Origin of the sequence: Novosphingobium sp., assembly GCF_965229225.1 — a bacterium.
In the GTDB taxonomy this organism is placed as follows: domain Bacteria; phylum Pseudomonadota; class Alphaproteobacteria; order Sphingomonadales; family Sphingomonadaceae; genus Novosphingobium.
In genome coordinates, this window is sequence record NZ_OZ245867.1 from 1,666,948 (window position 1) to 1,693,114 (window position 26,167).

Below are 26,167 nucleotides of genomic sequence, written 5' to 3' on the forward strand. Positions count from 1 at the left end.
CCAGCACCCTTCGACAGGCTCAGGGTGAGCGGATGTGGGTGGGTCCGCAGGGGGAGTGAGTGAGCGCCGAATTCGCCTTCATCGCCGCACTGCAGGCGCTCGCCTCGCACCCCGCGGCGCGCGGCCTTGCCGATGATTGCGCGGTGCTGGAGGTGGGCGGAGAAGCCCTTATCCTCACCCACGACATGATGGTCGAGGGCGTACACTGGCTGCCCGGGCAAGACCCGGCAGACATCGCATGGAAGCTCCTCGCCACCAACCTTTCGGACCTTGCCGCAAAGGGCGCCGAGCCGCTCGGCGTGCTGCTGGGCTATACGCTCGCCGCCGAGAACACCCGCTTTGCCGAGGGTCTGGGCGAGGCGCTGACGCATTTCGGCGTGCCGCTGCTGGGCGGGGATACCGTGCGCGGGACCGGGGCGCAGTCGCTTGGCCTCACCGCGCTGGGCCGCGCCACGCATCGGCCTGTCCCCTCGCGCAGCGGCGCGCAGGCCGGAGACGGCATCTGGATCACCGGCTCCGTCGGCGCGGCCATGCTGGGGTTCGAGGCGCTCTCCGCCGGTAACACTTCAGCCGACACATCTGCTTACCGCCGCCCCCTGCCCCGGCTTGCCGAAGGCCGCGCGCTGGCGCCGCTCGTCACCGCGATGATGGACGTATCGGACGGGTTGCTGCTCGATGCGAGCCGCATGGCAGCGGCGAGCGCGGCGACATTTGCGCTCGATCCGGTCGCGATTCCCCTCCCCGCCGAACTGCCGGTCGAACGTGCCCGCGATGCGCTGAGTTGGGGGGACGACTACGAGCTGCTATTCACCCTTCCCACCGGCACCGCGCCGCCCTGCCAGGCGCATCGCATCGGCACCGTGCTGCCCCTCGGGATCGTACCTCTACTCCTCGGTGACACTCCGCCGGAAGGCCCGCTCGGCTATGAACATTGCTGAAAAATCACACCTGAAGGCTTGCGGCATGAAAATTATGCACTAGCCTCCCGCCCCGACCCGCGAACGACGGGTACCGGCCGAAAAAGGCCGGTCAATAAAGGGGGTGTCTGTTGTGAGTTTAACCGTAACCGCAATCGTATTGGGGGTCGTGGCCATCATCTATGGCTTCGTCACCAGCCAGCAGGTGCTCGGCGCACCGGCCGGCAATGCCAAGATGCAGGAAATCGCTGCCGCCATTCAGGAGGGCGCGCAAGCTTACCTGAAGCGCCAGTATACCACGATCGCCATCGTCGGCGTGATCATGGCCGTCATCGTCGCTGCCGCGCTCGGGCCCATCTCGGCCGCAGGCTTCGTCATCGGTGCCGTCCTCTCGGGCGTCGCCGGGTTCATCGGCATGAACATTTCGGTCCGTGCCAACGTGCGCACCGCTGCCGCCGCGCAGACGGGCCTGCAGGCCGGCCTCACGCTCGCCTTCCGCGCGGGCGCGATCACCGGCATGCTCGTAGCCGGCCTTGCGCTCCTCGCGATTGCGGGCCTGTTCTGGTATCTCACCGGCCCCGGCGGCTACAGCGTCGGCGGTGAAGACCGCACCGTGGTCCTCGCCCTCACCGGCCTCGCGTTCGGCGCCTCGCTCATCTCGATCTTCGCGCGCCTCGGCGGCGGCATCTTCACCAAGGCCGCAGACGTCGGCGCCGATCTCGTCGGCAAGGTCGAAGCCGGGATCCCCGAAGATGACCCACGCAACCCCGCCGTGATCGCGGACAACGTGGGCGATAACGTGGGTGACTGCGCCGGCATGGCCGCCGACTTGTTCGAGACCTACGTCGTCACCGTCGGCGCGACGATGATCCTCACCGCGCTCCTCCTCAAGAACGCCAGCAACCTGATCGATCTCATGGCGATGCCGCTGCTCATCGGTGGCGTCTGCATCGTCACCTCGATCATCGGCACATACTTTGTCCGCCTCGGTGGCGGCAAGAACATCATGGGCGCGATGTACAAGGGCTTCCTGGTCACCGCCGTGCTCTCCGTCCCTGCCATCTGGTGGGCGATCAGCCACAGCCTCGGCGGCGATATGGAAGCGCCCATCGGGGATCAGGCCTACACCGGCCGCATCCTGTTCTATTGCGCCTTCCTCGGTCTCGTCATCACCGGCGTGATCATCTGGATCACGGAATACTACACCGGCACCAACTACCGCCCGGTCCGCTCGATCGCCAAGGCTTCGGAAACCGGCCACGGCACCAACGTGATCCAGGGCCTCGCCATCAGCCTTGAATCGACCGCCATGCCCACGCTCGTGATCTGCGCGGGCATCATCATCGCCTTCAAGCTCGCCGGCCTCATGGGCATTGCCTATGCTGCTACCGCGATGCTGGCGCTGGCCGGCATGGTCGTCGCGCTGGACGCTTACGGACCCGTTACCGACAACGCCGGCGGCATCGCCGAAATGGCCGGCCTCGACGATTCGGTCCGTGAAAAGACCGACGCGCTCGATGCGGTGGGCAACACCACCAAGGCCGTCACCAAGGGCTATGCCATCGGCTCGGCAGGCCTTGCCGCGCTGGTGCTCTTCGCCACCTACACGACCGACCTCAGAGAGTTCTTCCCCGATCTCAACGTGTCGTTCAGCCTCGAAAACCCCTACGTCATCGTCGGCCTCCTGCTCGGCGCGCTCCTGCCCTATCTCTTCGGAGCCATGGGCATGACCGCCGTGGGCCGCGCCGCTGGCGACGTGGTGAAGGACGTGCGCGACCAGTTCCGCGAAAACCCCGGCATCATGACCTACGATGTGAAGCCGGACTACGCGCGGACCGTCGATCTCGTCACCAAGGCTGCGATCAAGGAAATGATCATCCCGTCGCTGCTGCCGGTGCTCGCACCGATCGTGGTGTACTTCGTGATCGCCGCCGTCGCAGGCCCGGCCAACGGCTTCGCCGCGCTGGGTGCCCTGCTCCTCGGCGTGATCGTCTCCGGCCTCTTCGTCGCCATCTCGATGACCTCGGGCGGCGGCGCATGGGACAACGCCAAGAAGTACATCGAAGACGGCAACCACGGCGGCAAGGGCAGCGAAGCCCACAAGGCCGCTGTCACCGGTGACACGGTGGGCGATCCCTACAAGGACACCGCCGGCCCCGCCGTGAACCCGATGATCAAGATCACCAACATCGTCGCCCTGCTGCTGCTCGCAGCGCTGGCAACGCACGTTGGCCATTGAGCCAACACTGATCTGAAAAGCCTCGAAGCCCCTCCCTCACCGGAGGGGCTTTTTTTGTGCCAGACTGCGGTCAGGTCGCTTCCCAGTAGGGCGGATCGCCGAAGGTGCGGCGCAGGCAATCGCCCAGCGCGCGAATCTTGGCCGATGCGCCATGATCACGCGGATAAGTGAGGAACAATTCGGCCCCTTCCGCCGGCCAACCGGGGTTCACTTCAACCAGCGCGCCGCGTCGCAGTTCTTCGTGGACGAAGAAAGTGGGCAGCAGGGCAAGGCCCAGACCGGCAAGCGCGGCATCGCGCATCACCAGCCCGTTATTGACCCTGAGCGCCGGGCGCGGGCGGACCACCGTCCAGCCGTGCCCCGTGGCAAAGCGCCAGTCGCCCGAGCGGTTGGCGTAGAGGATGCCGCGATGCGCCTCGAGATCGGCGAGGCTTGCGGGCACGCCATGCTCAGCCAGATAGTCCGGCGCGGCCACCAGCAGGCGGCGGCTGGAGGCCAGCCGCCGCGCGATCAGTCGCCCGTCCCCGATCGCACCATGACGCAGCACGGCATCAAACCCGCCTGTCGCCGCATCGACGAAGGCATCATCAAGTTCCAGCGAGAGCTCGATATCGGGGTGGTCCTGAAGAAAGCGGGCCAGCGCCGGCCCCAGGTGCAGTGTGCCGAAGCCGACCGGCGCGGAAAGCCGCAGCGGACCGGCGAGCTTGCCGCTGGTCGCATCGAGTTCCGAGGCGGCGGCTTCCATCTCGCGCAGGATGCGCTGGGCTCGGGGCAGAAAGGTCTCGCCGCTGTTGGTGAGCGCAAGGCGGCGCGTCGAGCGCTGGATCAGCGTCGCGCCCAGCGTTCGCTCCAGCTCGGCCAGCCGCTCGCTGACCACCGACTTGGCAAGGCCGAGCCGCCGCGCCGCCGCACTGATCGAGCCTGCATCGACCGTGGTGACGAACGCGGCAACGCCATCGAGCTTCATCATCGTTCGGCTATTCCGTCAGCAAGAACCCGGATCGGGCGGCTAGTGCGAACGATGCATCATCGGCATCTTCAGGTCCAGCAGAGGGGCCACGCAGACCGGATGTCCGGTCGCTCTGCCCCCCCACAACAAGGAGACTGACCATGACTGATCTTGCCGCAAAGACCGCCCTCATCCTCGGCGGCAGCCGGGGCATCGGCGCCGCGATCGTGCGCCGCTTCGCCGCGAGCGGTGCCGCCACCGCCTTTACTTATGCCGGATCGCGCGATGCCGCCGAAGCTCTGGCCGCCGAGACCGGGGCGGAAGCGATCCAGGCCAACAGCGCCGACCGCGATGCGCTGGCCGCCACGATTGCCAGCCGTGGGCCGCTCGATGTGCTGGTGATCAACGCCGGCACCCTCGTAATGGGTGATCCGCTCACGCTCGATCCGGACGCCATCGACCACATGATCGACGTCAACATCCGCGCGCCCTATCACGCGGCGGTGGAAGCCGCGCGGCGCATGAACGAAAACGGGCGCATCATCGTGATCGGCTCGGTCAATGGCGACCGGATGCCCTTCGCGGGCGGTGCGGCCTATGCCATGACCAAGTCTGCCGTGCAGGGCATGGTGCGCGGCCTCGCGCGTGATTTCGGGGATCGCGGCATCACCGTGAACAGCATCCAGCCGGGCCCGACCGACAGCGACATGAACCCGGCCGAAGGGCCCATGGCCGCGACGATGCACAGCTTCATGGCGATCAAGCGCCACGCCCGGCCAAACGAGATTGCCGAACTGACCGCCTATCTTGCCGGCCCCCACGGCGCGATGATCACCGGATCGCTGCAAACCATCGACGGCGGCTTCGGCGCCTGAACGGACGATTATCATGCCATGTCACGAACGGGGTGCCTTCAATGGTGCCCCGTTTCTGCACGGTGCCCCGCGTGGAGCCTCGCGCTCCGCTTGCGGAATATACGCGCGGGCGGCCCCCTTGCAGCGGGGATTGCAGAGCGCCGCGTGGGTAGTTTCCGATCCTGTCGCGCTGGCGGGAGGCTTCTAAGTTTGATGGGTCCCATGTGACGTCCGGTCGGTGCAACCCGCTCCGTCCGGCTCGCTGCACAAGGAAGCACAGCCCATGCGTACAATCCTGATGGCCATCGCCGCCTCCGGCCTCCTTGCCGGATGCGCCCAATATGGCGGCCCCGAACCCATGAACTCGCAGTGGAGCAACTACGACTACAACCGCCCAGATCCGAGCTACGGCGGCTATGAGGCCAATCGCTACTACCGCAAGGATTCCAGCCGCTATCGCGAACGGCGGATGGACAACAACGAGCGGATCTATCGCGGAAACGACGGACGCTATTATTGCCGCCGCTCCGATGGAACCACCGGCCTTGTGATCGGCGCGATCGGCGGCGGAATGCTGGGCAACGTGATCGCTCCCGGCGGGTCCGAAGCGCTCGGCACCGTGCTTGGCGCCGTTGTCGGCGGCGTTGCTGGCCGCCAGATCGATCGTGGGCGCAATGTCCGCTGCCGCTGAACGGCCCCCGCAGCGCGGCGCGTAAAGCCGCCGCGCGCTGCTCACTACTGCCTGATAGATCAAGAAGGGAGCCCTGTTGATGCGCTCGATCCTCACTTTGGCAGCGCTGGTTGCCGCCGCCGTGCCGCTGACCGGTGCCACGGCGCAAACCATGCGCGGCTACACCGCCGTTTCAACGCGGCTCTATTCCGGACCGCTGCGCGATTATCCCACCGTGCGCACGGTGCGCCGCGGCACGATGGTCAATGTACACGGCTGCCTGCGTGACTGGACTTGGTGCGATGTCACCTACCGGGCCAATCGCGGCTGGATCGCGGGCGAAGCCCTTCGCATCCAGTATGCTGGCCGCCGCCGCGGCGTCGGGGCCAACATGGGCGTGGGCATCATCTCGTTTGCATTCGGCTCCTATTGGGACAACCACTATCGCGGCCGGCCGTTCTATGGCCAGCGCCAGCGGTGGCAGTCGCAATACGACAACGCCTATCGCCCGGAGTGGGGCGAGCGCGAGAAGCGCCGGGACTGGGGCTCCGATCGCAATAGCGGACGAAGGCACGATCGGCGGCGGACCGAAGGCCAGCATGGCCAGGATCTTCACGGCGATAACCGGCAGATCGAGGAACAACAGCGCCGCACCCGCGCGGTTGAGGACAGACGCAGCGCTCCGGACATGTCGCGGTACAGCGCAGAGCCTTATCGGTTTCCCGAACATGGCAGCAGCGCGGCGCAGCCTGATCGCCAGATGGGGCCCAACGCCGGGCCGAACAACTTCAATGGAGGCAGCGCCCGCGCTGCACAGGGCCCTGAGAAGGCCTCCACCTCAGCCGAGGCTGCGAGGCAGCCCCAACCCTGACTGCGTCTTGGCTCGATAGTGCCTCCCCTCCCGCAAAATCGGGCCAAGTCACACGGGAGCGTGCCGGAACCTATGCTGCGGCGAAGTTCCGGCACGGTCTTGCCAAACACTACGGGCCTGATTGCAGGGCACCTTGCAAGAGTATCACGCTATGTCACTGATCAATCTCATCGTCATTCTGGTCGTGGTCGGGGTCATTCTCTGGCTGATCAACAATTACCTGCCCATGGACGGCAAGATCAAATCCATCCTCAACGCGGTCGTGGTCATCGCGGTGGTCTTGTGGCTACTGCAGGCGTTCGGCCTGCTCACTTCGCTGGGTGCGATCCGCGTCGGCGGCTGAACGCTGCCGCGCCGAACAAGAAAAGCAGAGCCATCGGCCAACCGGCCGGTGGCTCGCGCCATTTGCGATGGGGTGAGTGCTGACGAGGTGTGTTAGGCACCGTCATCACGAAGGGCACGAGATGACGCAGAGAGTTTATGGCCAGTGCCTCCGGCGCAGGAGGTCTGCCGCCTCGTTCCTGCGGTGGTAAGCCCGCCGCACGTTGCAAGCCGACCACCACAGAGGAAAGACCTGCCACCCCGCGCGGTGCTCCCGATCATCGCGATCGGCGCTTCGGCGGGCGGGCTTGAGGCAACCTCGCGCCTGTTCGATGCGCTGCCAGCGGCGACCGGCATGGCCTTCATTGTCGTCCAGCACCTCGATCCGCACCACAAGAGCCTGATGGTGGAACTGCTGGCCGAACACACTGCGATGCCAGTGGTCGAAGCCGTGCATGGCCGGCCGCTGGTGCCCGATCACGTCTATGTCATCCCCCCCGGCCGCTACCTTTCGGTGCGTGCAGGAACCTTGCGCCTTTCCGCGCCCGAGGCCGGACATGGCGCGCGCCTGCCGCTGGACTGGCTGATCCGCTCGCTCGCCGCCTCGTGCGGGAGCCAGAGCGCTGCCGTCATCCTGTCCGGTACCGGCGGCGATGGCTGCCACAGCATCCCCGCGCTGCACGGGGCGGGCGGGATGATCCTGGCCCAGACCCCGGCCGAGGCCGAACATCCGGGCATGCCGCAGGCCGCAATCGATACCGCGCTCGTCGATGCCGTGCTGCCGGTGGCGGCCATGCCCGAAGCGCTGATCGCCTTTGCCGCCCGCGTCACCCGCCCCGGCTTCATCGCCAGCGTGCAGCCCCAGCTCGATACCTCTGCCGGCCTTGCCGCGATCCTCGCCGCGCTCAAACAAACGACCGGGCAGGACTTCAGCCACTACAAGCCCGGGACGATCACCCGGCGGATCACGCGGCGCATGGCGCTGCTGGCGATGACCGCAGGCGACATGGCGGCCTACGCCGAGCGGCTGCGCGGCGATGCGGAAGAGTGCGCGCTGCTCGCGAGCGACCTCCTCATCAACGTGACCAGCTTCTTCCGGGACCCCAAGGTCTTCGAAAGTTTCGAGACCGAGATCCTGCCCGAGCTGATCGAACGGCTGGAGCCCGGGCAGGCGCTGCGCATCTGGGTGGCCGGTTGCAGCACCGGCGAGGAAGCCTATTCGATCGCGATGGTCTGCCACGATGCGCTCGCCGGCGCGCGGCGCGATCTCAAGCTGCAGATCTTCGCCTCCGACCTCGACCCCGATGCCATCGCCGCCGCGCGCGAAGGGCTCTATTCGCACGATATCGCAGCGGTGGTCTCGCCCGAGCGGCTGGCGCGCTACTTCACCGAGGAGGATACCGGCTACCGCGTCGTCCCGGCGCTGCGCCACCATGTCGTGTTCTCGGTGCAGGACGTGCTCAGCGATCCGCCGTTCTCGCGTCTCGATCTCATCTCCTGCCGCAACCTGCTGATCTACCTTGATGCGGCGGCGCAAGGCCGGATCATTTCACTGTTCCATTTCGCGCTCAAGGAAGGCGGCTTCCTCCTGCTTGGCACAGCGGAGACGATCGCCAAGCCCGACCCCCGCTTCGCGCCGGTGGCCCGCGCCGAATGCTGCTACCGCCACGTCGCGCGGACTCGACCGGGTGAGCCGGGTTTTCCCCTGAGCTTTGATGGCAAGCTGCCCATGCTGGCCACCGCCGGAAACGAATCGCCCGCTGTGCGCCGCAGCCTCGCGGAGATCTGCAACCGGGCCGTGCTCGCCAATCACGCGCCTGCCGCGGTACTCGTCAACCAGCAGAGCGAATGCCTCTTCTCGATGGGGCCGACGCACCGGTTTCTTCGGGTGACGCCCGGGTATCCCACGCAGGATCTGCTCGGCATGGCCTCTCCGACCCTGAGAACGCGGCTGCGCCAGGCGATCCGGCGTGTCAGCCGCGATGAACCACGCGTCGATGGCGGCACAGTGCGACTGACGATCGATGGCGCGCAGGTCGATTTCGCCATCACCGTCGAACTGCTGCTTGATACTGCGGAACAGCTGATCCTCGTCTGCTTTGCCGAACGGCCGGCGGCCAACGGTGCCCCGCACGCAGACCTCGCCCCGGAGCAGGCCAGCCGCATCGCCGAACTCGAACGCGAGCTGGTCGATGCGCACGCCGAGTTGCAGGCCGCGATCCACGAGCGCGAGATCGCGGGCCAGGAGCAGAAGGCGATCAACGAGGAGGCGCTTTCGGTCAACGAGGAGTTCCAGTCGACCAACGAGGAGCTGCTCACCTCGAAGGAGGAGCTGCAATCGCTCAACGAGGTGCTGACCGCGCTCAACAGCCAGCTGCAGGAAACGCTCGACCGTCAACGGCTCGCCTCGGACGATCTCCAGAACGTGCTGTTCAGCACCAATGTCGGCACGATGTTCCTCGATGCGGCCTTGCGCATCCGCCTGTTCACCCCTGCGATCAGCCCGCTCTACAACGTGATCGCCAGCGATGTCGGGCGGCCTCTGGCAGATCTCAGACCGATTGCCGATGACCCCGAACTTCTCGCCGATGCGCAGCGCGTGCTCGACAACGAGGCCACGATCGAGCGCGAGGTGCATGCCCCCGGCGATACCTGGTACGTGCGCCGCATCTTCCCCTACCGGGCGCACGACAGCCGCATCGAAGGCGTGGTGATCACCTTTGCCGATATCACCGATCGCAAGCACGTCACCTCGGCGCTGGAGGAAGCCAAGCTCGAGGCCGAGCGCGCCAACGCCGCCAAATCTCGCTTTCTTGCTGCGGCAAGCCACGATCTGCGCCAGCCGCTGCAGGCGCTTGCGCTGCTCAAGGACTTCCTTGCCCCCAACTTCACCGGCGAACGCGCGGCCGAACTCATGGCGCGCTTCGACAAGACGCTGGGCGCGCTTTCCGGCATGCTCGACGTGCTGCTCAACATCAGCCAGATCGAGGCGGGCGCGGTGCAGCCCGAAACCGTGGTGTTCCCGGCGGGCGAGATGCTCGGCCGCCTGCACGGCGAGTTCCTCGCGCTCACCGAAGCGCGCGATCTCTCGCTGCGGTTCATGCCAAGCTCTGCCTGGATCGAAAGCGATCCGCGCCTGCTCGAGCAGATGGTGCGCAATCTCCTTGGCAATGCGGTCAAGTACACGCGCACCGGGCGCATCCTGCTGGGCTGCCGGCGGCGCGGTGAGACCTTGCGCATCGAGGTGTGGGATACCGGCATCGGCATCGAGGCCTCGCAGCTTGAAAGCATCTTCGAGGAATTTCACCAGGTCGACAACCCCGCGCGCGAGAGCGGTCTCGGGCTGGGGCTTGGCCTCTCTATCGTGCGCCGGCTGGGGCGGCTGCTGCGCCATCCCGTCGATGTCCGTTCGGTGCCGGGGCGCGGATCGGTCTTCGCGATCACCGTTCCCTTGCGCAAAGGCGAGACCCGCCTGCCTCCATCGCCCCCGGGCGAGCCGGTTCCGGACCCCGGATCCGCTCCAATCGCGCGTCCCTCGGCGATCATGGTGGTCGAGGATGATCCCGATCTGCTCGATCTCGTCGCGCAGCTGCTGCGGGATAACGGACACATGGTGAGCTGTGCCGCCAATGGGACGGAAGCGCTGCGCTTGGTCTCAGGAGGTGCGATCCGCCCCGATATCCTGCTGACCGACTACAACCTGCCTTCAGGCCAGAGCGGGGTGGACCTGCTCATGGCGCTCAGATCGCGGCTGCACCGCCCGCTTCCCGCTATCGTGCTTACCGGCGATATCTCCACCGCCGCGCGCGACAGCATTGCCGAGGCGAACTGCATCCATCTCAAGAAGCCGGTAAACCCGGCAGCGCTGCTGCGCGCGGTGGAATCGCTGTGCCCACCGGCGCCGGCCCCGGTCATCGCCATGCCGCCGGGCCACACCCCGCAAGTCGTGCCGGTGACTTATGTGATCGACGACGAGCCGCATGTCTGCGAAGCGATCCGCGATCTGCTCACCGCGCATGGCCGCGAAGTGCAGGACTTCACCAGTGCCGAGGACTTTCTCGCGGTCTACCGCGCGGGGCGGCCGGGGTGCCTGCTGGTCGATGCGCATCTGCCGGGGCTGAGCGGCATCGGCCTGCTGGGCGAACTGCGCGCGCGGGGGGATCACTTGCCGGTCATTCTCATCACCGGCGATGGCGACATCGGCCTTGCGGTGGCGGCGATGCGCGCCGGTGCCTGCGATTTCATCACCAAGCCGGTGGGGCGCGATGCGCTGATGGAGAGCATCGACCGCGCGGCAGAGCAGTCGCACACGATCCGCATCGCCGATATCGCGCAGGCCGAAGCGGCAGCCTGCTTTGCCGCGCTCACCACGCGGCAGAAGGAAGTTATGGAGATGGTCCTTGCGGGCGAGCCCAGCAAGAACATCGCGGCGGACCTCGGCATCAGCCAGCGCACGGTCGAGAATCACCGCGCCGAAATCATGCACCGCATGGGCGTGCGTTCGCTGCCCGAACTCGCCCGCAAGGTCCTCATGATCGAAAGCTGATCCCCGGCCGGCGCAACGGCGAATGGGGCCGGCATCTCTGCCGACCCCATGTCCGGGCCCGAAGGCCGGTTGCAACCTGTGCGATCAGAAGCCCGAACCCGGACCGTAGCTGATCTCCACGCGGCGGTTCTGCACTTCGCGAACGCCGTCAGCCGTGGGCACCCGCTGCTGGGTCTCACCGAAGGCCTGGCTGGTGATCGCACCAGAGGCGATGCCATGCCCGGTCAGGTAGCTCTGCACGGCGCTGTCGCGGCGTGACGAGAGACCGAGGTTGTACTTCGAGGAGCCCGAACTGTCGGTGTGGCCGGCGAGCATGATGGCGACGTTGGAGCAGTTGCCATAGGCCTGCACCGCGTTGTCCAGCACGCTGGCCGCTTCGGGCGAGATGTCCGACATGTCCCAATCGAAGAACACGATGAACGGGCCGCGGTTGCAGGTAACCACCGGCGGCGGAGGCGGCGGGGGCGGAGGAGGCGGCGCCATCATCGGCGGCGGGGGCGGCGGCGGAGCTGCCTCGGGTTCCGGTTCGACTGCGGGGCTGCCGAAGCTGAACGTGAGCGTTGCGAGCAACGAATGCGAGCGCAGGTCGGCCTTCCGCGAGAAGCCATCGGCGGCGAGGAACGTATCTGCGCCATCGGGGCGGAAGTAGCGGTACTTTACGCCGAAATCGACATTGCGGCCGAGCGGCACCGTCAGCCCGGCGAGCGCCTGCCAGGCAAAGCCATGCGCGCGATCGTTGAGCGATACCGCGCCAGGCAGGTTCTCCGCGAGCCGCGTCCGGGCATAGCCGACACCGCCACCGGCATAGGCCTTGATCCCGCCCCAATGGCCGAGACCGACGAGCGCGTTAGCCATGCCGGCCCAAGTGCTGGTCTCGCCAGAGAGATTGCCATTCGAGGTGTATTCGCCATTCGGCAGCGGGGTTCCGACCGGGCGCGTCTGGGTGCGCAGCTTCGAACGGGCATAAAACCCTTCCGCCTCAAGCCGGAAATGGCCGAAATCATAACCGATCGCGCCGCCGGCTTCCCAGCCGGTCTTGAACCGATCCGTGTGCTCATAGCCCCCTGGGCCACTGACATCCGAGCGCTGCTGCTTTACCGCGCCACCTTCCAGGGTGATGTAGGGCCCGGCATCGGAGGCATAGGCGCTAGTGCCGAGCGCACTGGTGGCCAGCATCAGGCCGACGAGAATTTTCCTCATGAAGTATCCGTTCTTTTTTGGTGAGGCCGCAAGATGCGGCCACAGGGTAAGAGGGGGGGATCTGGATCTGCAGCAGGCCGACGACGAACAGGGCCGACAGCCCGGCAGAGGCCGGGGCGGCTCGAACAACCTGGCCGTGAAGATCGGGTTTTCTTGGTTTAGGGGCGCGGGCGATTGCCGACGTCGAATGCTGGGTAGCCCGCCAGCGCGGCCGGGCACAGCTTCGGAATATACCCATGGCGGGGCAACCAGCCCTGCGGACCCGGGGATCATGCCATCAAGGAAAGGCTGAACGCTGACCGCTTAGCGCGGGCGACGATTCGCGATAGCCTAGCCCGTTCGCTTATTTCGTTTCAGCGGGCGCCTTTGCGATTGCAGCGCTAGCCGGGGCCGACGTGCGGTAATCTCCGAAAGACCGATCGCGAGCATCGAGCGCACCGCGGACGTCACCAGCGCGGAAGCCGGCGAAGGTCTGCCGGGAAGCTTCCGTGGTCATCGCCAAGGCCTGCATTTCCGTGCCCGCACGGATCGCAGAGCGCAGCCCCATCGCTTCCATCGCGCGGTGTACCGATCGCTTGTTGATCTGCTGGACCTCGGGCGGGATCTTCGCGATCCGCTCCGCGATCTTGAGGACTTCGCCTTCAAGCTCATCGGCAGGGAACACCCGGTTGGCAAAGCCCACGCGCACCGCTTCCTGGGCAGACAGCGAATCCCCGGTCAGCATCTGCTCCATCGCCGAGCGGAGGCCGCACAGCCACGGATGGAACTGGGTATCGGGCGGGCTCATGCCGCGCACCGGCGGGTAGCCGATCTGCGCGTCCTCGCTCAGGTAAATGAGGTCGCAGGCCGTTGCGAGCTCCGTCGCCCCGGCAAGGCACCAGCCGTGAACCTGTGCAACAACGGGTTTCGCCAGATCCCAGATCCGGAACACCCCCTCGACGACGTGCCGCGGCCAGAAGCCCGCGCCGCCTGCGGTGTAATAGGGCGGCTCCTGCATGCCGGCCTCCGGCGAAAGGTCATAACCGGCGGAAAAGCAGGCCCCGGCCCCCCGCAGGATGATCACCCGAACCTCGGGGTCCTTGTCGGCCTCTTCGAGCGCCGCGAACAGCTCGGTCCTGAGGGCATTCGAGAGCGCGTTGCGCTTCTCCGGACGGTTCAGCGTGAGCCGGCGGATACCGGCCTGCGGCGTGTCGCTCAGCACCAGAGAAAGGGGCGCATCTTCCATCGGGGCAACTCCAGTTCGGTCAATAGATCGTGTACCCGCCATCAAGGACGATGCTGTCTCCGGTGTGGAACCGCGATGCATCGGAGGCGAGGTAGACCGCGATCCCGCCGAAATCCTCAGGCTCGATCCATTGCCGGAACGGCACGCGCGAAATCACCTGCCGGTTGAACTTCTCGTTCGCCTGCGCGGCTTCGGTCATTTCGCTGACCGTCCAGCCCGGAAGCACCGCATTGGCGCGCACGCCGTAGCGGGCAAACTCGACAGCGGTTGCCCGAACAAGCGAACACAGCGCTCCCTTGGCAGCGCCATAAGCCTGGTTGCGCGCCGCGCCGTGGATGGCCGAAGTCGACGAGATCGCTACCAGCGATCCCCCCGGATCGCCCGCTTCGGCGCGCGCCTTCATATGCTTGCATGCCTCGCGCAGCGTAAAGAACACGCCGTCCAGATTGACCGCCATGACCTTGCGCCATTGCTCGGTCGGAAACTCGTCGAACGGAGCCCCACCGCCAACGCCGGCATTGGCCACGACCGTATCGACACGGCCGAATTCGGCGACCGCCTTTTCCATCGCCGCGCACACCGCGTGTTCGTCCGAAACGTCCACGATCTCGCAGGCGATGCGCGCTCCGGTTTCCTCCAGCCTGATCTTCGCTGCAGCATTCTTGGCCGGGTTCGTTCCCCAGATAACAACGGACGCCCCGGCCTGCGCGAGAGCCTCCGCCATGCCGAGGCCGATGCCGCCGTTCCCCCCGGTCACAAGCGCTACTTTCCCGCTAAGGTCGAAGGGCTGGTAAGGCATTGCGATGCTTCCTCAATTGGCACTCGGCGGCCGCATTGCCCGGGAGGGTCCTCCACCAGCCCGAGCTAGTCCACTTGTCCAAAGTGCTAGTGAAAACATGGCCGTTGTCGAGGTCGCAGCCACGCGCATCTGCTTTCGCGTCCATTTTTCTGCGGTCTGACTGCGATCTTGAATTCAGGCCTTTGAGGGCGGTCCGGACTGGCTCAATCCGAGCCGGTCCGGCCATTCAGTCGATTTTCGACGCGCCGTCCAGCACCCGACTGCTGCCAACGGCGAACGATCCGAAAGCAACCACATGACAGCCTCGGAAACTTCGCGAGGCTAGCCATTACCTGCGCTTGACTGCCATTATGATCACATGCTGTTCGTCTCGCCCGGGCGGGGACGAACCCGGCCCCCGATCGGTCTCGATCACCGTGACCGCGAAGCCACTGCGGGCAAGTGCTCCAGCAAATCTGTCGTCGTGCGATGCAGACCAGACGCCGAGAATTCCGCCGTCCTTCAAAGCAGACCATGCGGCCGCTACCCCTTCCCGGGAATAGAGCCAATCATTCGCCCGGCGCGTGAGGCCTTCCGGTCCGTTGTCGACGTCAAGCAGGATGCAATCGTAACCTTGCGCCGCGGATTCAATCAAAAAGGCAACGTCGTCCTGTACCAGTTGCACACGCGGGTCATCGAGACACCCATCGGTGATGCACGCCATGGGCCCTTTCGCCCACTCGACGATCTTCGGCACGATTTCCGCAACCGTCACTTCAGCATCGCTGCCGAGCACCCGGAGCGCGGATCGCAGCGTATAGCCCATGCCGTAGCCGCCGATGAGCATATGAAGCGGGGCGCGGCCGCCGAGTTCGGCGCAGACCGCGCTGGCGAGCACACCTTCCGAGGCCGAAAGGTCGGTGCTCATCAGTTCATTGTCGTCGAGCAGGATCGCGAAATCAGTCCCATTCCGGATGAGGCGGAGCCTGCTCCCATCCGGAACGAAAGCGGTGTCGACGAGGTGCTCGCCGGCATTCAAAGCGGATAGGCCGTTGGCGCTGGCAAGATGCTTCAAGCGCTACTTCTTGCGTGCCTTGCGGGCCGCATACTTTGCGTCCCGAGCCGCCTTGCGCTCCGCTTCGGTAAGGGCAGGCGCTACCTTGGCAGCGCGATCAGCCTTCTCGGCAAGTTCCTGCGCCTTTTTCGCGGCGAGCAACGCGCGCTTTTCGGCCTGCATTTCCTCACGCGCCTTGGCCGCGGCAATGCGTTCTGCCTGCGCTGCGGGATCAAGCGGGGCTCGTGCCTTGAGTTTTGCGAGTGCCTGTTCTCGCGCAGACGCTGCCGCCGCGCGCCGAGCCTCGTGCCCGGGTTCCTTGTAACCTGCCATAAACGGGGTCGTCTCCGAAGGGGGCGCCTGCTCTCCCGTGCGATGGGATCGCAATCCGCCAGGATGCATCTGACGGCGAGCGACGCCCACGCCTGCAAACACAACCGGCGTGGCGGCGTGGCTGCACCGACATCGCGGCGCCCTACGCCGTGTCTCGGCCTATGTCACGGATTGTTGTTCAACGGGATCGACCAGAAGGTGCCTGGGGCCTTGCGTGGTGGCGAACGGGAGCCATCGCACCACCAGTTCTCAAAACCAGACCCTTCGCAACCAGCCCTACTCAACACATCGGTGGGGCGTGATGGGATTGTAGCTTCTGACGATTGGAGCCGGACCTGCGAAAGGCGGCTGGCACGGACATGCGTGACCGTCGCAAAATCGTGAAAACTGAGATTTCGGCGACATGCGGGGAAGGGATGAATATCATTGCGTCAGCGAACGCGGAATATCGGGTCAGCTGACTAATGCGGTGCGGAAGGCCAATGGTGCCCGGGGACGGAGTCGAACCGCCGACACCGTGATTTTCAGTCACGTGCTCTACCAACTGAGCTACCCGGGCATCGCCGTCGCGGGGGGCCGACATGGCTCGTCCGCGCGTTGGAAGCGCGCCTATGGCGAAGGCTTGGGCCCTTGTCCAGCCCCCAGTTGCCGAAAACTGGCTGCCTAGATGTCGCCTTCCGGGTCCACCACCGGCCCGGGCAGGGTATAGCCCTCCTCCAGCCAGTTCACGAGATCGCGGTCGCGGCAGCGCGACGAGCAGAACGGCGCGTATTCGGTCACGCGCGGCTTGCGGCAGATGGGGCAGCGGCGAATGGGCGCAGCGGGTGTGGTCATGCTGCAATCGCCTGCGCGAAGGTGGCGGCGGGCGCAAGCCCTGCGTCCTCGTGCCACTGGATGTTTCGGCCGGTGCGGCGGGCGAGTTCGGCTTCCCATTCGCTGCGCATCGCGCGGCGCACGGCGGGGTGGGCGGTGAGAAGCAGCGTGCCGGGCTCCGCCACCCGCTCGGCCATGCGCAGCAGGCGGCGGGCGGCAGCGGCGGCGGGCGCGCGCGCAAAGCGGGCGATCAGCGAGGGCCGCTCCAGCCGCGAAACGAGCTGGACAAAGCCGAATCCGTTCATCCCCGTGCGCTCGCCCTGCCAGCCTGCGGCGGCGAGCGTCTCGGCCAGCGCCTCGTCCACCGCGCGGCGCTGCGCCTTTTCGGCGAGCGAGGGAAAATCGATCCCCACCGACCCGCCAATGTCGAAGCGCCGCAGCGCCGCGGCGATCGCGGGCACGGCGGCCAGCGCCAGCGCGGGGAGCGGCGGCGGGCCGTCGATATCGATCACGGTCATCGCGGGCGTCGGGCTGACCACAAGGCTGCCCCCGGCAAACGCCACCTCGCCGGTCAGCGCTTCGGCGACGAGGTCGTCCCAGCCCGCCTCGGCAAAATCGCGCCCGTGCATCGGCACGCTGCGCACCGGATGCGGGCCGTCAGAAAGCTCTTCCAGCAGCGAGGGTGCTGGCCCGGGTGCATCCCCTGCTGCGGCGGGGCGAACTTGCGGCAGCTTGGCGCGGCCCTTCTCGGCAATCGCGGAGCGCATCACCCGCACCCGCACCGCCTGCCCCTCGGTCAGCTTGGGATCGAAGCCCTCACCCAGCGCCTCGCTGCCATCGGGCAGGCGCACCACGGCGCGGCGGGTGCCGGGAATGCGCGCACCGAGCCGCGCTTCCACCACTGCGCCCGCACGCCACGGCTCATCCCACACCACCCGCGCGGCGATGATTTCACCCTGCTCGACAAGGATTGCCCGCTCCTCGCCGATGCCGCTCTCGATCAGCCATTCTGGCCCGGAAATCGTTGGCATATCAGGCAATCGTCAGCCCCGCCGCGCGCAGCAGCCGCCGCGTTTCATAGAGCGGCAGGCCGACCACGCCCGAGTGGCTCCCGGCGAGCCAGACGCAAAACCCCTCGGCACTACCCTGGATGGCATAGCCGCCGGCTTTCCCGTGCCATTCGCCCCCGGCGATATAGGCCTCGATCTCGGCGGGCTCGAGCCGCTTGAACCGCACCACCGTCTCGCTCAGCGCCTCGCGCAGCGTGCCATCGGGCGTCAGCACGGCGATCGCGGAAAACACGCGGTGGCGGCGACCGGATAGCAGCGCGAGACAGCGGCGCGCCGTTGCCTCGTCCTCGGCCTTGGGCAGGATGCGGCGCCCCACGCCGACCACGGTGTCACCGGCAAGGATCACCGCGTCCGGCGCCAGTGCCGCCGCCGCGCGCGCCTTGCCAGCCGCAAGGCGCACCGCATGCGCGCGCGGCTGTTCGCGGGGCAGCGGGGTCTCGTCGATATCGGTGGCGAGGATGCGCGGCGCGGGTATGCCGAGCCGGGCCAGCAATTCGCGGCGGCGCGGGCTGGCGGAAGCCAGCACGAGCTCGCGAGTCCCGGATGCCGACGGCACGGCCATCAAGCCGCAGCCGTCATGGCAGCCATCATTGCCGTGCTGCTTAGAACTGGCCGGGCCCCGAACGACCGGGCATGAAGCGGTAGGTGATGCGGCCCTTGGTCAGATCATAGGGCGTCAGCTCGACCAGAACCTCGTCGCCCACCAGCACGCGGATACGGTTCTTGCGCATCTTGCCGGCGGTGTGGCCAAGGATCTCGTGTTCGTTCTCAAGCTTCACGCGGAACATCGCGTTGGGCAGGAGTTCGACCACCTGGCCGCGCATCTCGAGGAGTTCTTCTTTCGCCATAGGCGGGGTCGATTGCCTTTTCGTGGGTGTAGGTTGCACGCATTGCGGGCGCGTAAAAACACCCACGCGCGCGGCGCATAGCGATCTCGGCACAAAAAGAAAAGCGCGAAGGCAAATGCTGCGCTGCGACAAATTGATACGAAAGGGTCATTGTCGGCCAGAGGTGCACCGCCCTACGAGCTGCCAGAGGGGGGCAGCAACCTCGCGCCGGGCCGGATTGCCCGGGCCGACAACGGGATACTGACCGATGGTACTGCCAGATCGCGCCGCAGCCATGGCGCTGCTCGCGCTGACACCGCTTCCGGCCGCAGCCGCTCCCGCCGCCACACCGGCCCAGCAGGCACAGGGGCAGGAGCAGGAGCAGCAACCCGCCGCTGCACCCGCGCCAGACCCCGAAACCGGCACCACCGATGCGGACGGCGACATCGTCGTTGTCGCGACCCGCGTGCGCGGCGAGGTGGAGACCGCCGTCCCGCCCATCATCACGCTTAGCGAGGACGATATCGCCGCCTATGGCGCAGGCTCGCTCCAAGCGCTGCTTACCGCGCTCGCCCCGCAGACGGGAACCGGGCGGGGGCGCGGCGACGGCACGCCTTCGGTCCTGCTCAATGGCCTGCGCATCGCCAGCTTCCGCGAGATCCGTTCGATCCCGCCCGAGGCGATCCGCCGGGTCGAAGTCCTGCCCGAGGAAGTCGCGCTCAAATACGGGTTCCGGCCCGACCAGCGCGTGGTCAACTTCATCCTCAAGGACAAGTTCCGCAGTTTCGGCAGCGAGACCGAGGTCAAGCTTCCCGGCGCGGGCGGCTTCAGCGATCTCAGCGAGGAAGCGACGCTCACCCGCATCGAGAAGGCGAGCCGGATCAACCTCACCGGCACGCTCGAGCGCCGTTCGCCCCTGACCGAGGCGGAGCGCGGCATCGTCCAGCCCGCCGCCAGCGGCGCGGCGACTGTCTCCACCGATCCGAAGCAGGGCGATTACCGCACGCTGCTGGCCGATGCACGCAGCGCGGTGCTCAATGGCACCTGGGCGAAATCGCTCGGCACCGGGGCTTCGATCACCCTCAACGGCCTTGTCCAGCGCAACGACAACCGCAGCCTCAACGGGCTCAACACGATTGTCCTCACCGCGCCCGATGGCAGCCTCACCCAGCGCACCACGCAGCTGCCCGCCCCGCTGGCCAGTCGCACCGTGTCCGATACCGTTTCAGCCGGGGCGACGCTCAACGTGCCGCTCGGCGCGTGGCAGCTTGCCTGGACATCGGACGGCAGCCATGTCGCCACCACCACCACGATCGATGCGCGCGCAGACCTCTCCGGGCTGCAGACCATGGTCGATCAGGGCGCGTTTTCTCCCTTCGGCGCCCTCCCCGCAGACGCGGTGCTGCCCGCGCCGCAAGGCATTGCGCGCAGCAAATCGGATACTGCGACGACGCTGGCCACCGTCACCGGCTCCCCGCTGCGCCTGCCCGGCGGGCAGACCGCGCTCACGCTCAAGGCGGGGTTCGCCTATTCCGGCCTCCGCTCTGCCGATTCGCGCCAGCTGGGAGCGCCCGCAAATCTCAAGCGCGGCGATGGGCAGGCCGGTTTCAGCCTCGATCTGCCCATCACCAGCCGCCGCGAAGGCTTCGGCGGCAAGCTGGGCGATATCTCGCTCAACGTGAACGCCGAGGCGCACACCGTCTCCGATTTCGGCGGGCTCACCGCGTGGGGCGCCGGCCTTACCTGGGGCGCCACGCCCAAGCTGACCTTCGCCGCCAACTACATCGCCAGCGAAAAGGCACCGGGCCTTGCTGATCTTGGCGCACCGGTCACCGTCACCACCGGTGTCGCGCTCTACGATTTCACGCGCGGGGAGAGCGTGCTCGCCACCGTCATCACCGGCGGCAATCCTGCGCTGACCAAGGAGCGCCAGCGCGATATCAAACTTTCGGCGAACTGGGATCTGCCGATCGGCAAGGAATCCGCGCTGCTGGTCGAATACTTCCGCAACCGCTCGCAGGGTACGACCAACGCCTTCCCGCTGCTCACGCCCGATGTCGAGGCCGCCTTCCCCGGCCGCGTCTTGCGCGATAGCTCCGGGCGGATCGTCAGCGTGGATCAGCGCGCGGTGACATTTGCCGAAACCACCGGTTCGCGCCTGCGCGCCAGCCTCAATTTCGGCGGCCCCTTCGGCAAACCCGATCCCAACGCGCGGCGCGGTGCCTTTGCCGGCACGCGTCGACCGGGCAGCGGCGGCCCCGGCGGCGCTCGCCCTGCAGGCGGCGGCGGAGGCGGAGGGCGCGGCGGCTTCGGCGGCGACGGACGCGGCCACTGGAACCTCAGCCTCGCCTACACGCAGGAACTCGATGAGACCGCGCGGATCGTTCCCGGCGGGCGCGTGCTCGATCTGCTGAACGGCGATGCGCTTTCGGGCGCAGGCATTTCACGGCGCAGCGCCACGCTCGAAGGCGGCGGCTTCTATCGCGGCTTCGGTCTGCGCATTTCAGGCACATACTCCAGCGGCACGCAAGTCGCTGGCGCCCAAGCGAGTAGCGCGGGCGTTCCGGGCGCATCACGCCTCGATTTCGGCGATCTCGCCACGTTCAACTTGCGCGGCTTCATCGATCTCGGCCGCATGCCAAAGCTTGTCAGCCGCGCGCCGTTCTTCAAAGGCACGCGCATCGCGCTGGGGGTCAACAACCTGTTCGATGCGGTCCAGAACGTCACCGACCAGACCGGCGCCACCCCGCTGCGCTACCAGCGCGGCTACCTCAATCCAGAGGGCCGCGTGTTCAGCATCGAATTGCGCAAGCAGTTCTGATCAGGAGGAATGGACGCGCAGCCCTGGCCGTCCCCGCGGAAAACCGCGCTCGTGGCGCCGCGCTTGCGCCCTTTCGTGATCGCCGCGCGCATCGGCCAAGTGGCGCACGCGCACCACCTCGTGCAGCGGCAGCGGCTCCTCGAACACGATGCCGAAGCGCGCGCCCTGCGACCACACCACGCTGCCGAACACCTCAAGTCCCTGCGTCGTCAGCACCACGCCCGCGCCGGGCATCGGCAGCTTGGCCGCAATCGTCACCCGCGCACCAGACTGTGAAAGGTCGTCGAGCAGGCAGTTCTTGTGTCCCTGAAGCAGCAGCACCTTGGCCGGAATATAGAGCCGCACCCGTGGCATCGCACGGCGTCCGGTGAGGCGGGGCAGCGGTATGATCGGTTGGCAGGAACGTGCATTCATGATGCGCGCAGGTCTGCGCCCGAATTCTTTAAGCGACCATCGTGATGGGACTAGCAGGATTCCCCTAATGGCAGGTCTCTGCGCGGGGATATCTGCCCGCCGCCCCTCCCCAAGCCGCGCCCGAACGACTATCTCGAACCCGCCATGGCGCGCCGCACACCCCCTTCCCCGTCCGAAAATCACTCCGGCCCGCAAGTGCCGGAACCCCTGCTGCCGCAGGCCTCGGAGCGGTTCAACGAGGACAAGGCGACCTACACCGTGCGCGGTTCGGACCAGCCGGATATCGAACGCGGTGTCGCCGCCATCCGCGAAGTCGTCGCCACCTTGAAGCCCAAGCCCGGCGTCTACCGCATGCACGATGCGCGCGGCGATGTGCTCTATGTCGGCAAGGCGCGTGCGCTGAAGAACCGCGTGGCGAACTACACCCAGGTCGATCGCCTGCCCCAACGCCTCAAGCGCATGGTCAGCCAGACGCGCTCGATGACCATCGTCACGACCAATTCGGAGGCCGAGGCGCTGCTGCTCGAAGCGCAGCTGATCAAGCGCTATCGTCCGCCCTACAACGTGCTGCTGCGCGACGACAAATCGTTTCCCTTCATCCTCCTGCGCGCCGATCACGCCTTCCCGCGCATCAGCAAGCACCGCGGCGCGCGGCGCGCCAAGGGCAATTACTACGGCCCCTTCGCCAGCGCCGGTTCGGTCAACACCACGATCAACGCGGTGCAGAAGCTGTTCCTGCTGCGCAGCTGCAACGATGGCTACATGTCGCGCCGCGATCGGCCCTGCCTGCTCTATCAGATCAAGCGCTGCTCGGCCCCCTGCGTCGACCGGATCAGCGAGGCGGACTACGCCGAGCTCGTGCGGCAGGCGAAGGACTTCCTCGGCGGCAAATCGGGCGCGGTGCAGAAGGAAATCGAAACGCAGATGAGCGCGGCCGCCGAAGCGCTGGATTATGAGCGCGCGGCCATGCTGCGCGACCGCCTGCGCGCCGCCACCTTCATCCAGGGCAGCCAGGCGGTGAACGCCGAAGGCGTCGGCGATGCGGACGTGTTCGCGATCGCAAGCAAGGGCGGCCAGATCAGCATCCAGGCGTTCTTCATCCGCGGCGGCCAGAACTGGGGCCACCGCGCCTTCTTCCCCGGCCACACCGAAGGGCTGGAGGAGCACGAGGTCATGACCAGCTTCCTCGCCCAGTTCTACGAGGAAGTCCCCCCGCCGCGCCTGATCCTCGTCGACCGCGAGTTGCCCGAAGCCGACCTTCTCGCCGAAGCGCTCCACGGCGCGGCGGGCGGCAAGGTCGAAGTCTCGGTCCCCCAGCGCGGCGACCGCCGCCGCCTGATGGAACAGGCGCAGCGCAATGCGGTCGAAGCGCTTGAACGCCGCCTTGCCGAAAGCGGCACGAAGGCCCGCACCTGGCGCGAAATGGCCGAATTCCTCGAACTCGGCGAAGCCCCCCAGCGCGTCGAAGTCTACGACAACTCCCACGTGCAGGGCGCCCATGCGCTCGGCGCGATGATCGTCGCGGGGCCGGAAGGCTTCCTCACCGGCCAGTACCGCAAGTGGAACATCAAGACCGCGCAGACCAACGACGATTTCGGCATGATGCGCGAGGTGTTCCAGCGCCGCTTCGCCAAGGCGCAAGACGACGACCCGGACCGCGAGGCTGGCACATGGCCCGATCTCGTCCTCATCGACGGCGGCAAGGGGCAGCTCAACGCCGCGCGCGAGACGCTGGAGGCCATGGGCATCGAGGATGTCACCCTCATCGGCATCGCCAAGGGCCCGCACCACGGGCGCGAGGGGCGCGAGGTGTTCCACTTCATGGACGGGCGCGAGAAGATGCTGCCCGTGAACTCGCCAGTGCTGTTCCACCTCCAGCGCCTGCGCGATGAAGTCCACCGCTTCGCCATCGGCGCGCACCGCGCCAAGCGCAGCCGCGCGATCACCGCCAGCCCGCTTGATGAAGTCCCCGGCATCGGCCCGGCCCGCAAGCGCGCGCTGCTGCTGCACTTCGGCACCGCCGGCAAGGTCCGCGCTGCCAGCCTCGAAGATCTCCAGCGCGCGCCAGGGGTAAGCGCCACGGTCGCGCAGGCAGTCTACGATTTCTACCATCCGGGCGCCTGAAGGCGGTTCCGCTGCGCACCTGTGTTGCCCCTGCCCTATAAGGAAAGGGGCGCATGGCCAGATCAATCCATATCGACTCCGAATCTTTACTATCGTGTGATAGTGACATTTGCCTATCGCAGGCAGATGGCAGGCGATCCGAGGGGCACGGTGGACAGAGGGGCATCATACAGCGCAGGCGCGCCCGTGCGGCAATCGCCGGCACGGATGCTCGTCGTGGCGCTCGCCGCGCTTGCATTTCCGCTGGCCGCGCCAATCTCGGCGCAAGGCCAGGCCACCACCGGCGTCGGCTCCCAGTTCGAGCTGACCTACTGGCAGTCGGTCGAAAGCGGCAACGATCCGGCGCTCTACGAAGCTTACCTCGCGCAGTATCCGAACGGCACGTTTGCTGCGGTGGCGCGGGTCAAGCTGGTAAAACTGCGCCCGCTCGCCGCCTCTGCCCCTGCCTCTGCCCCTGCCCCTGCCCCTGCCCCCGCACCCGTACCTGCACCCGCGCAGGTCGTGCCCACACCGCAGCCCGCGCCCCCAGTCGTGACGGCGATGGCAGCACCACCGGCACCAACGCCAACGCCGGCACCGGCACCCGCTCCGAAGCAGCTTGCCGCCGCAAAAGCCGCGCGCTCGGCGCCGCCATCCGCGCCCATCGTGGCCACCAGGTCCGCAGCCGAATCCGCGCCCTATGTCACCGCCGCCGAGCCGGCCGATCCGGAACCCGAAAGCAGCGACAGCGCCGCGCTGCGCCGTCTGCTCGGCGCGCTGGGAGATAGCCAGCGCCTCGGCGCGCCCTCGCCAGCCCCGATTGTCGAGGTGGCCGAAGGAGGCCCCGCGCCAGACACCGCCCTGCTCGCCCCCGCCGCCGCTCCGCTGGCGGTTCCCGGCGCGGCTCCGTCCCGCCTTGTCGAAGTTGCCGGACCGCCGGTTGCCGTGCCCGATGCAGCAGCACTCTCGGCCAGCGCTGCACCGGCGGGGGATCCGCGCCCGATCGCGGTCGGCCCGCTACCTGCCGGTTTCGTTCTGCCGTCACGCCCGCAGCTCGCGGCAATCCCGCCTCTCGCTTTCCCCGCCAGCTTCTGCTCGGCCGAAGCGCGCAATGCCTTCCACGATCAGACCTATGTCACGGCCGTCGAAGCGTCGAAGCGCAACAACGATGCGACGATCGCCTACATGCATCAGCTTCAGGATCTCTACGATACCAACCAGCTCAGCGGCGATATCAATCCGATGAACGCGGTCGCCGCCGAGGCCCGCGCCTATGGCCCGGTCGCCGCGGCCGCCTTCACCGCCCAATCGGCGCTGGTCAGCGCGTTCAATACGCTCATGGCGGTGCCGATCCGCGCGTGCGAGGCCGCGAAGCAGCCGTGACTCCGGCGCGCTTTCCGCGCGGTGCCGGGCTTGTCGGTGCCCTCGCGCTCGTGCTCGCGCCGGTCACCGCGCAGGCTGCCGAAACCGCTGCGGTGTGCCCCGATGCCGCCACCGTGCAGGCTGCCCGCCTTGTCGAGTTCCAGATGATGATGATGGGCGTCGGGGTGCGCTGCCGCCATGTCAGCGTGCCAATCAGCGATCATCTGGACGGCATGAACAGTTCGCGCCGCACCATGTTTGCCGAAGCGAACGACCGCGTCTCCAGCTTCCTGCGCAGCCTCCCCGTCAAGCCCGCGCCCCGCGCCGCCCCGCTGGTCGCGGCTGCCAGCCCCCCGGCACCAGCCGCCCCGGCGAAGCCCGCACCCGTGAAGACAGCCCCGGCCAAGCTGGCCGCCGGCAAGGCAGCCCCCGGCAAGGCAGCGCCCGGCAAGGCAGCACCCGGCAAGCGCACGCTGGCATCGACCTCCATCGCGGCAAAACCGGCCCCCGGCGTAGCGCGCAAGGCACCGCCCAGCCCCGCCGCCGCACCCGCACTTGCCGCGAAGCCCGCCGCGAAAATCTCGCGCCGCACCGATCCCTATGACCGCTACCTGACGATGATCGGCAATCAATATGGCGGCGGCATCACCACGCTGCAGCGCTGCAAGGCCTTCGATGCGATCGTGCTCTCGCTGGCCGACAAGACCAACACCGACCGCCTGCTCACCATGGTGTCCACGTCGCTGGTGCAGGTCACCCTGCTCGAAGCCATCGTGAACTGCCCGCCGGGCAAGAAATAG

At 67.1% G+C, this 26,167-nt stretch carries 22 protein-coding genes and 1 tRNA gene; 11 read left to right on the top strand and 12 right to left on the bottom strand.

Going from position 1 to position 26,167, the window contains the following annotated elements; all coding sequences use genetic code 11:
- The first annotated feature begins 59 nt into the window (after positions 1 to 59).
- Together thiL and ACO06X_RS07535 are read left to right on the top strand one after the other, a co-directional pair.
- Complete coding sequence (thiL, locus tag ACO06X_RS07530; protein ID WP_421839311.1) at positions 60 to 938, top strand: thiamine-phosphate kinase; 879 nt, start codon at positions 60 to 62, stop codon at positions 936 to 938.
- 112 nt (positions 939 to 1,050) lie between these two features.
- Entirely contained in the window at positions 1,051 to 3,156 is a 2,106-nt protein-coding gene (locus ACO06X_RS07535; RefSeq protein WP_421839312.1) for a sodium-translocating pyrophosphatase, read from the top strand.
- A 70-nt stretch (positions 3,157 to 3,226) separates the two neighbouring features.
- On the opposite strand, the gene ACO06X_RS07540 is transcribed toward ACO06X_RS07535, so the two are convergent.
- Positions 3,227 to 4,126 (bottom strand): LysR family transcriptional regulator, encoded by a 900-nt coding sequence (locus ACO06X_RS07540; RefSeq protein WP_421839313.1) that lies wholly within the window; start codon positions 4,124 to 4,126, stop codon positions 3,227 to 3,229.
- A gap of 140 nt (positions 4,127 to 4,266) precedes the next feature.
- Between ACO06X_RS07540 and bdcA the strand changes: the two genes are divergently transcribed.
- The 5 genes from bdcA to ACO06X_RS07565 all read left to right on the top strand — a co-directional run bounded on the left by bdcA (position 4,267) and on the right by ACO06X_RS07565 (position 11,367).
- Entirely contained in the window at positions 4,267 to 4,980 is a 714-nt protein-coding gene (gene bdcA, locus ACO06X_RS07545) for an SDR family oxidoreductase (RefSeq protein WP_421839314.1), read from the top strand.
- Between the two features lie 262 nt (positions 4,981 to 5,242).
- Positions 5,243 to 5,650, top strand: coding sequence for a glycine zipper 2TM domain-containing protein (locus ACO06X_RS07550; protein ID WP_421839315.1), 408 nt, complete (start codon positions 5,243 to 5,245; stop codon positions 5,648 to 5,650).
- Positions 5,651 to 5,729: 79 nt separating this feature from the next.
- The gene (locus tag ACO06X_RS07555; protein WP_421839316.1) at positions 5,730 to 6,500 is read left to right on the top strand and encodes an SH3 domain-containing protein; all 771 of its coding nucleotides are present in this window, start codon (positions 5,730 to 5,732) and stop codon (positions 6,498 to 6,500) included.
- A 151-nt stretch (positions 6,501 to 6,651) separates the two neighbouring features.
- Positions 6,652 to 6,843, top strand: a complete 192-nt coding sequence (locus tag ACO06X_RS07560) for a Thivi_2564 family membrane protein (RefSeq protein WP_421839317.1) — start codon at positions 6,652 to 6,654, stop codon at positions 6,841 to 6,843.
- A 246-nt stretch (positions 6,844 to 7,089) separates the two neighbouring features.
- On the top strand, positions 7,090 to 11,367 hold the full coding sequence (locus ACO06X_RS07565) for a CheR family methyltransferase (RefSeq protein ID WP_421839318.1): 4,278 nt from the start codon (positions 7,090 to 7,092) through the stop codon (positions 11,365 to 11,367).
- 84 nt (positions 11,368 to 11,451) lie between these two features.
- On the opposite strand, the gene ACO06X_RS07570 is transcribed toward ACO06X_RS07565, so the two are convergent.
- From ACO06X_RS07570 to infA, 10 genes are all read right to left on the bottom strand, one after another.
- The gene (locus ACO06X_RS07570; RefSeq protein ID WP_421839319.1) at positions 11,452 to 12,567 is read right to left on the bottom strand and encodes an OmpA family protein; all 1,116 of its coding nucleotides are present in this window, start codon (positions 12,565 to 12,567) and stop codon (positions 11,452 to 11,454) included.
- A 343-nt stretch (positions 12,568 to 12,910) separates the two neighbouring features.
- A complete protein-coding gene (locus tag ACO06X_RS07575; RefSeq protein ID WP_421839320.1) occupies positions 12,911 to 13,792 on the bottom strand; it encodes an enoyl-CoA hydratase/isomerase family protein in 882 nt (293 codons plus the stop codon).
- A 19-nt stretch (positions 13,793 to 13,811) separates the two neighbouring features.
- Positions 13,812 to 14,591, bottom strand: coding sequence for an SDR family NAD(P)-dependent oxidoreductase (locus ACO06X_RS07580; RefSeq protein WP_421839321.1), 780 nt, complete (start codon positions 14,589 to 14,591; stop codon positions 13,812 to 13,814).
- 328 nt (positions 14,592 to 14,919) lie between these two features.
- Positions 14,920 to 15,645, bottom strand: coding sequence for a spermidine synthase (locus ACO06X_RS07585; RefSeq protein ID WP_421839322.1), 726 nt, complete (start codon positions 15,643 to 15,645; stop codon positions 14,920 to 14,922).
- 3 nt (positions 15,646 to 15,648) lie between these two features.
- Entirely contained in the window at positions 15,649 to 15,957 is a 309-nt protein-coding gene (locus tag ACO06X_RS07590; RefSeq protein ID WP_421839323.1) for a DUF6481 family protein, read from the bottom strand.
- A 483-nt stretch (positions 15,958 to 16,440) separates the two neighbouring features.
- Positions 16,441 to 16,516, bottom strand: a tRNA-Phe gene (locus ACO06X_RS07595).
- Between the two features lie 104 nt (positions 16,517 to 16,620).
- On the bottom strand, positions 16,621 to 16,791 hold the full coding sequence (locus ACO06X_RS07600; protein ID WP_421839324.1) for a DNA gyrase inhibitor YacG: 171 nt from the start codon (positions 16,789 to 16,791) through the stop codon (positions 16,621 to 16,623).
- On the bottom strand, positions 16,788 to 17,801 hold the full coding sequence (locus ACO06X_RS07605; protein ID WP_421839325.1) for a ribonuclease E/G: 1,014 nt from the start codon (positions 17,799 to 17,801) through the stop codon (positions 16,788 to 16,790). The genes ACO06X_RS07600 and ACO06X_RS07605 overlap by 4 nt, the downstream gene beginning before the upstream one ends.
- A 1-nt stretch (position 17,802) precedes the next feature.
- On the bottom strand, positions 17,803 to 18,402 hold the full coding sequence (locus ACO06X_RS07610; RefSeq protein WP_421839326.1) for a Maf family protein: 600 nt from the start codon (positions 18,400 to 18,402) through the stop codon (positions 17,803 to 17,805).
- A gap of 40 nt (positions 18,403 to 18,442) precedes the next feature.
- Entirely contained in the window at positions 18,443 to 18,688 is a 246-nt protein-coding gene (infA, locus tag ACO06X_RS07615; protein ID WP_292940983.1) for a translation initiation factor IF-1, read from the bottom strand.
- A 247-nt stretch (positions 18,689 to 18,935) separates the two neighbouring features.
- Here infA and ACO06X_RS07620 point away from each other — a divergent pair, with 247 nt between their 5' ends.
- The gene (locus ACO06X_RS07620; protein ID WP_421839327.1) at positions 18,936 to 21,488 is read left to right on the top strand and encodes a TonB-dependent receptor; all 2,553 of its coding nucleotides are present in this window, start codon (positions 18,936 to 18,938) and stop codon (positions 21,486 to 21,488) included.
- On the opposite strand, the gene ACO06X_RS07625 is transcribed toward ACO06X_RS07620, so the two are convergent.
- The gene (locus ACO06X_RS07625; RefSeq protein ID WP_421839328.1) at positions 21,489 to 21,902 is read right to left on the bottom strand and encodes a PilZ domain-containing protein; all 414 of its coding nucleotides are present in this window, start codon (positions 21,900 to 21,902) and stop codon (positions 21,489 to 21,491) included.
- Positions 21,903 to 22,046: 144 nt separating this feature from the next.
- On the opposite strand from ACO06X_RS07625, the gene uvrC reads away from it, so the two are divergent.
- The 3 genes from uvrC to ACO06X_RS07640 all read left to right on the top strand — a co-directional run bounded on the left by uvrC (position 22,047) and on the right by ACO06X_RS07640 (position 26,167).
- Positions 22,047 to 24,026 (top strand): excinuclease ABC subunit UvrC, encoded by a 1,980-nt coding sequence (gene uvrC, locus ACO06X_RS07630; RefSeq protein ID WP_421839329.1) that lies wholly within the window; start codon positions 22,047 to 22,049, stop codon positions 24,024 to 24,026.
- 186 nt (positions 24,027 to 24,212) lie between these two features.
- Complete coding sequence (locus ACO06X_RS07635) at positions 24,213 to 25,388, top strand: hypothetical protein (protein WP_421839330.1); 1,176 nt, start codon at positions 24,213 to 24,215, stop codon at positions 25,386 to 25,388.
- On the top strand, positions 25,385 to 26,167 hold the full coding sequence (locus ACO06X_RS07640; RefSeq protein ID WP_421839331.1) for a hypothetical protein: 783 nt from the start codon (positions 25,385 to 25,387) through the stop codon (positions 26,165 to 26,167). Before ACO06X_RS07635 ends, ACO06X_RS07640 begins: the two co-directional genes overlap by 4 nt.

Coding starts and splice junctions, on each gene's coding strand:
- ACO06X_RS07540 (WP_421839313.1), bottom strand. CDS start 4,126: ATGATGAAGCTCGATGGCGTTGCCGCGTTCGTCACCACGGTCGATGCA.
- bdcA (WP_421839314.1), top strand. CDS start 4,267: ATGACTGATCTTGCCGCAAAGACCGCCCTCATCCTCGGCGGCAGCCGG.
- ACO06X_RS07550 (WP_421839315.1), top strand. CDS start 5,243: ATGCGTACAATCCTGATGGCCATCGCCGCCTCCGGCCTCCTTGCCGGA.
- ACO06X_RS07555 (WP_421839316.1), top strand. CDS start 5,730: ATGCGCTCGATCCTCACTTTGGCAGCGCTGGTTGCCGCCGCCGTGCCG.
- ACO06X_RS07560 (WP_421839317.1), top strand. CDS start 6,652: ATGTCACTGATCAATCTCATCGTCATTCTGGTCGTGGTCGGGGTCATT.
- ACO06X_RS07570 (WP_421839319.1), bottom strand. CDS start 12,567: ATGAGGAAAATTCTCGTCGGCCTGATGCTGGCCACCAGTGCGCTCGGC.
- ACO06X_RS07575 (WP_421839320.1), bottom strand. CDS start 13,792: ATGGAAGATGCGCCCCTTTCTCTGGTGCTGAGCGACACGCCGCAGGCC.
- ACO06X_RS07580 (WP_421839321.1), bottom strand. CDS start 14,591: ATGCCTTACCAGCCCTTCGACCTTAGCGGGAAAGTAGCGCTTGTGACC.
- ACO06X_RS07590 (WP_421839323.1), bottom strand. CDS start 15,957: ATGGCAGGTTACAAGGAACCCGGGCACGAGGCTCGGCGCGCGGCGGCA.
- ACO06X_RS07600 (WP_421839324.1), bottom strand. CDS start 16,791: ATGACCACACCCGCTGCGCCCATTCGCCGCTGCCCCATCTGCCGCAAG.
- ACO06X_RS07605 (WP_421839325.1), bottom strand. CDS start 17,801: ATGCCAACGATTTCCGGGCCAGAATGGCTGATCGAGAGCGGCATCGGC.
- ACO06X_RS07610 (WP_421839326.1), bottom strand. CDS start 18,402: ATGGCCGTGCCGTCGGCATCCGGGACTCGCGAGCTCGTGCTGGCTTCC.
- infA (WP_292940983.1), bottom strand. CDS start 18,688: ATGGCGAAAGAAGAACTCCTCGAGATGCGCGGCCAGGTGGTCGAACTC.
- ACO06X_RS07620 (WP_421839327.1), top strand. CDS start 18,936: ATGGTACTGCCAGATCGCGCCGCAGCCATGGCGCTGCTCGCGCTGACA.
- ACO06X_RS07625 (WP_421839328.1), bottom strand. CDS start 21,902: ATGAATGCACGTTCCTGCCAACCGATCATACCGCTGCCCCGCCTCACC.
- uvrC (WP_421839329.1), top strand. CDS start 22,047: ATGGCGCGCCGCACACCCCCTTCCCCGTCCGAAAATCACTCCGGCCCG.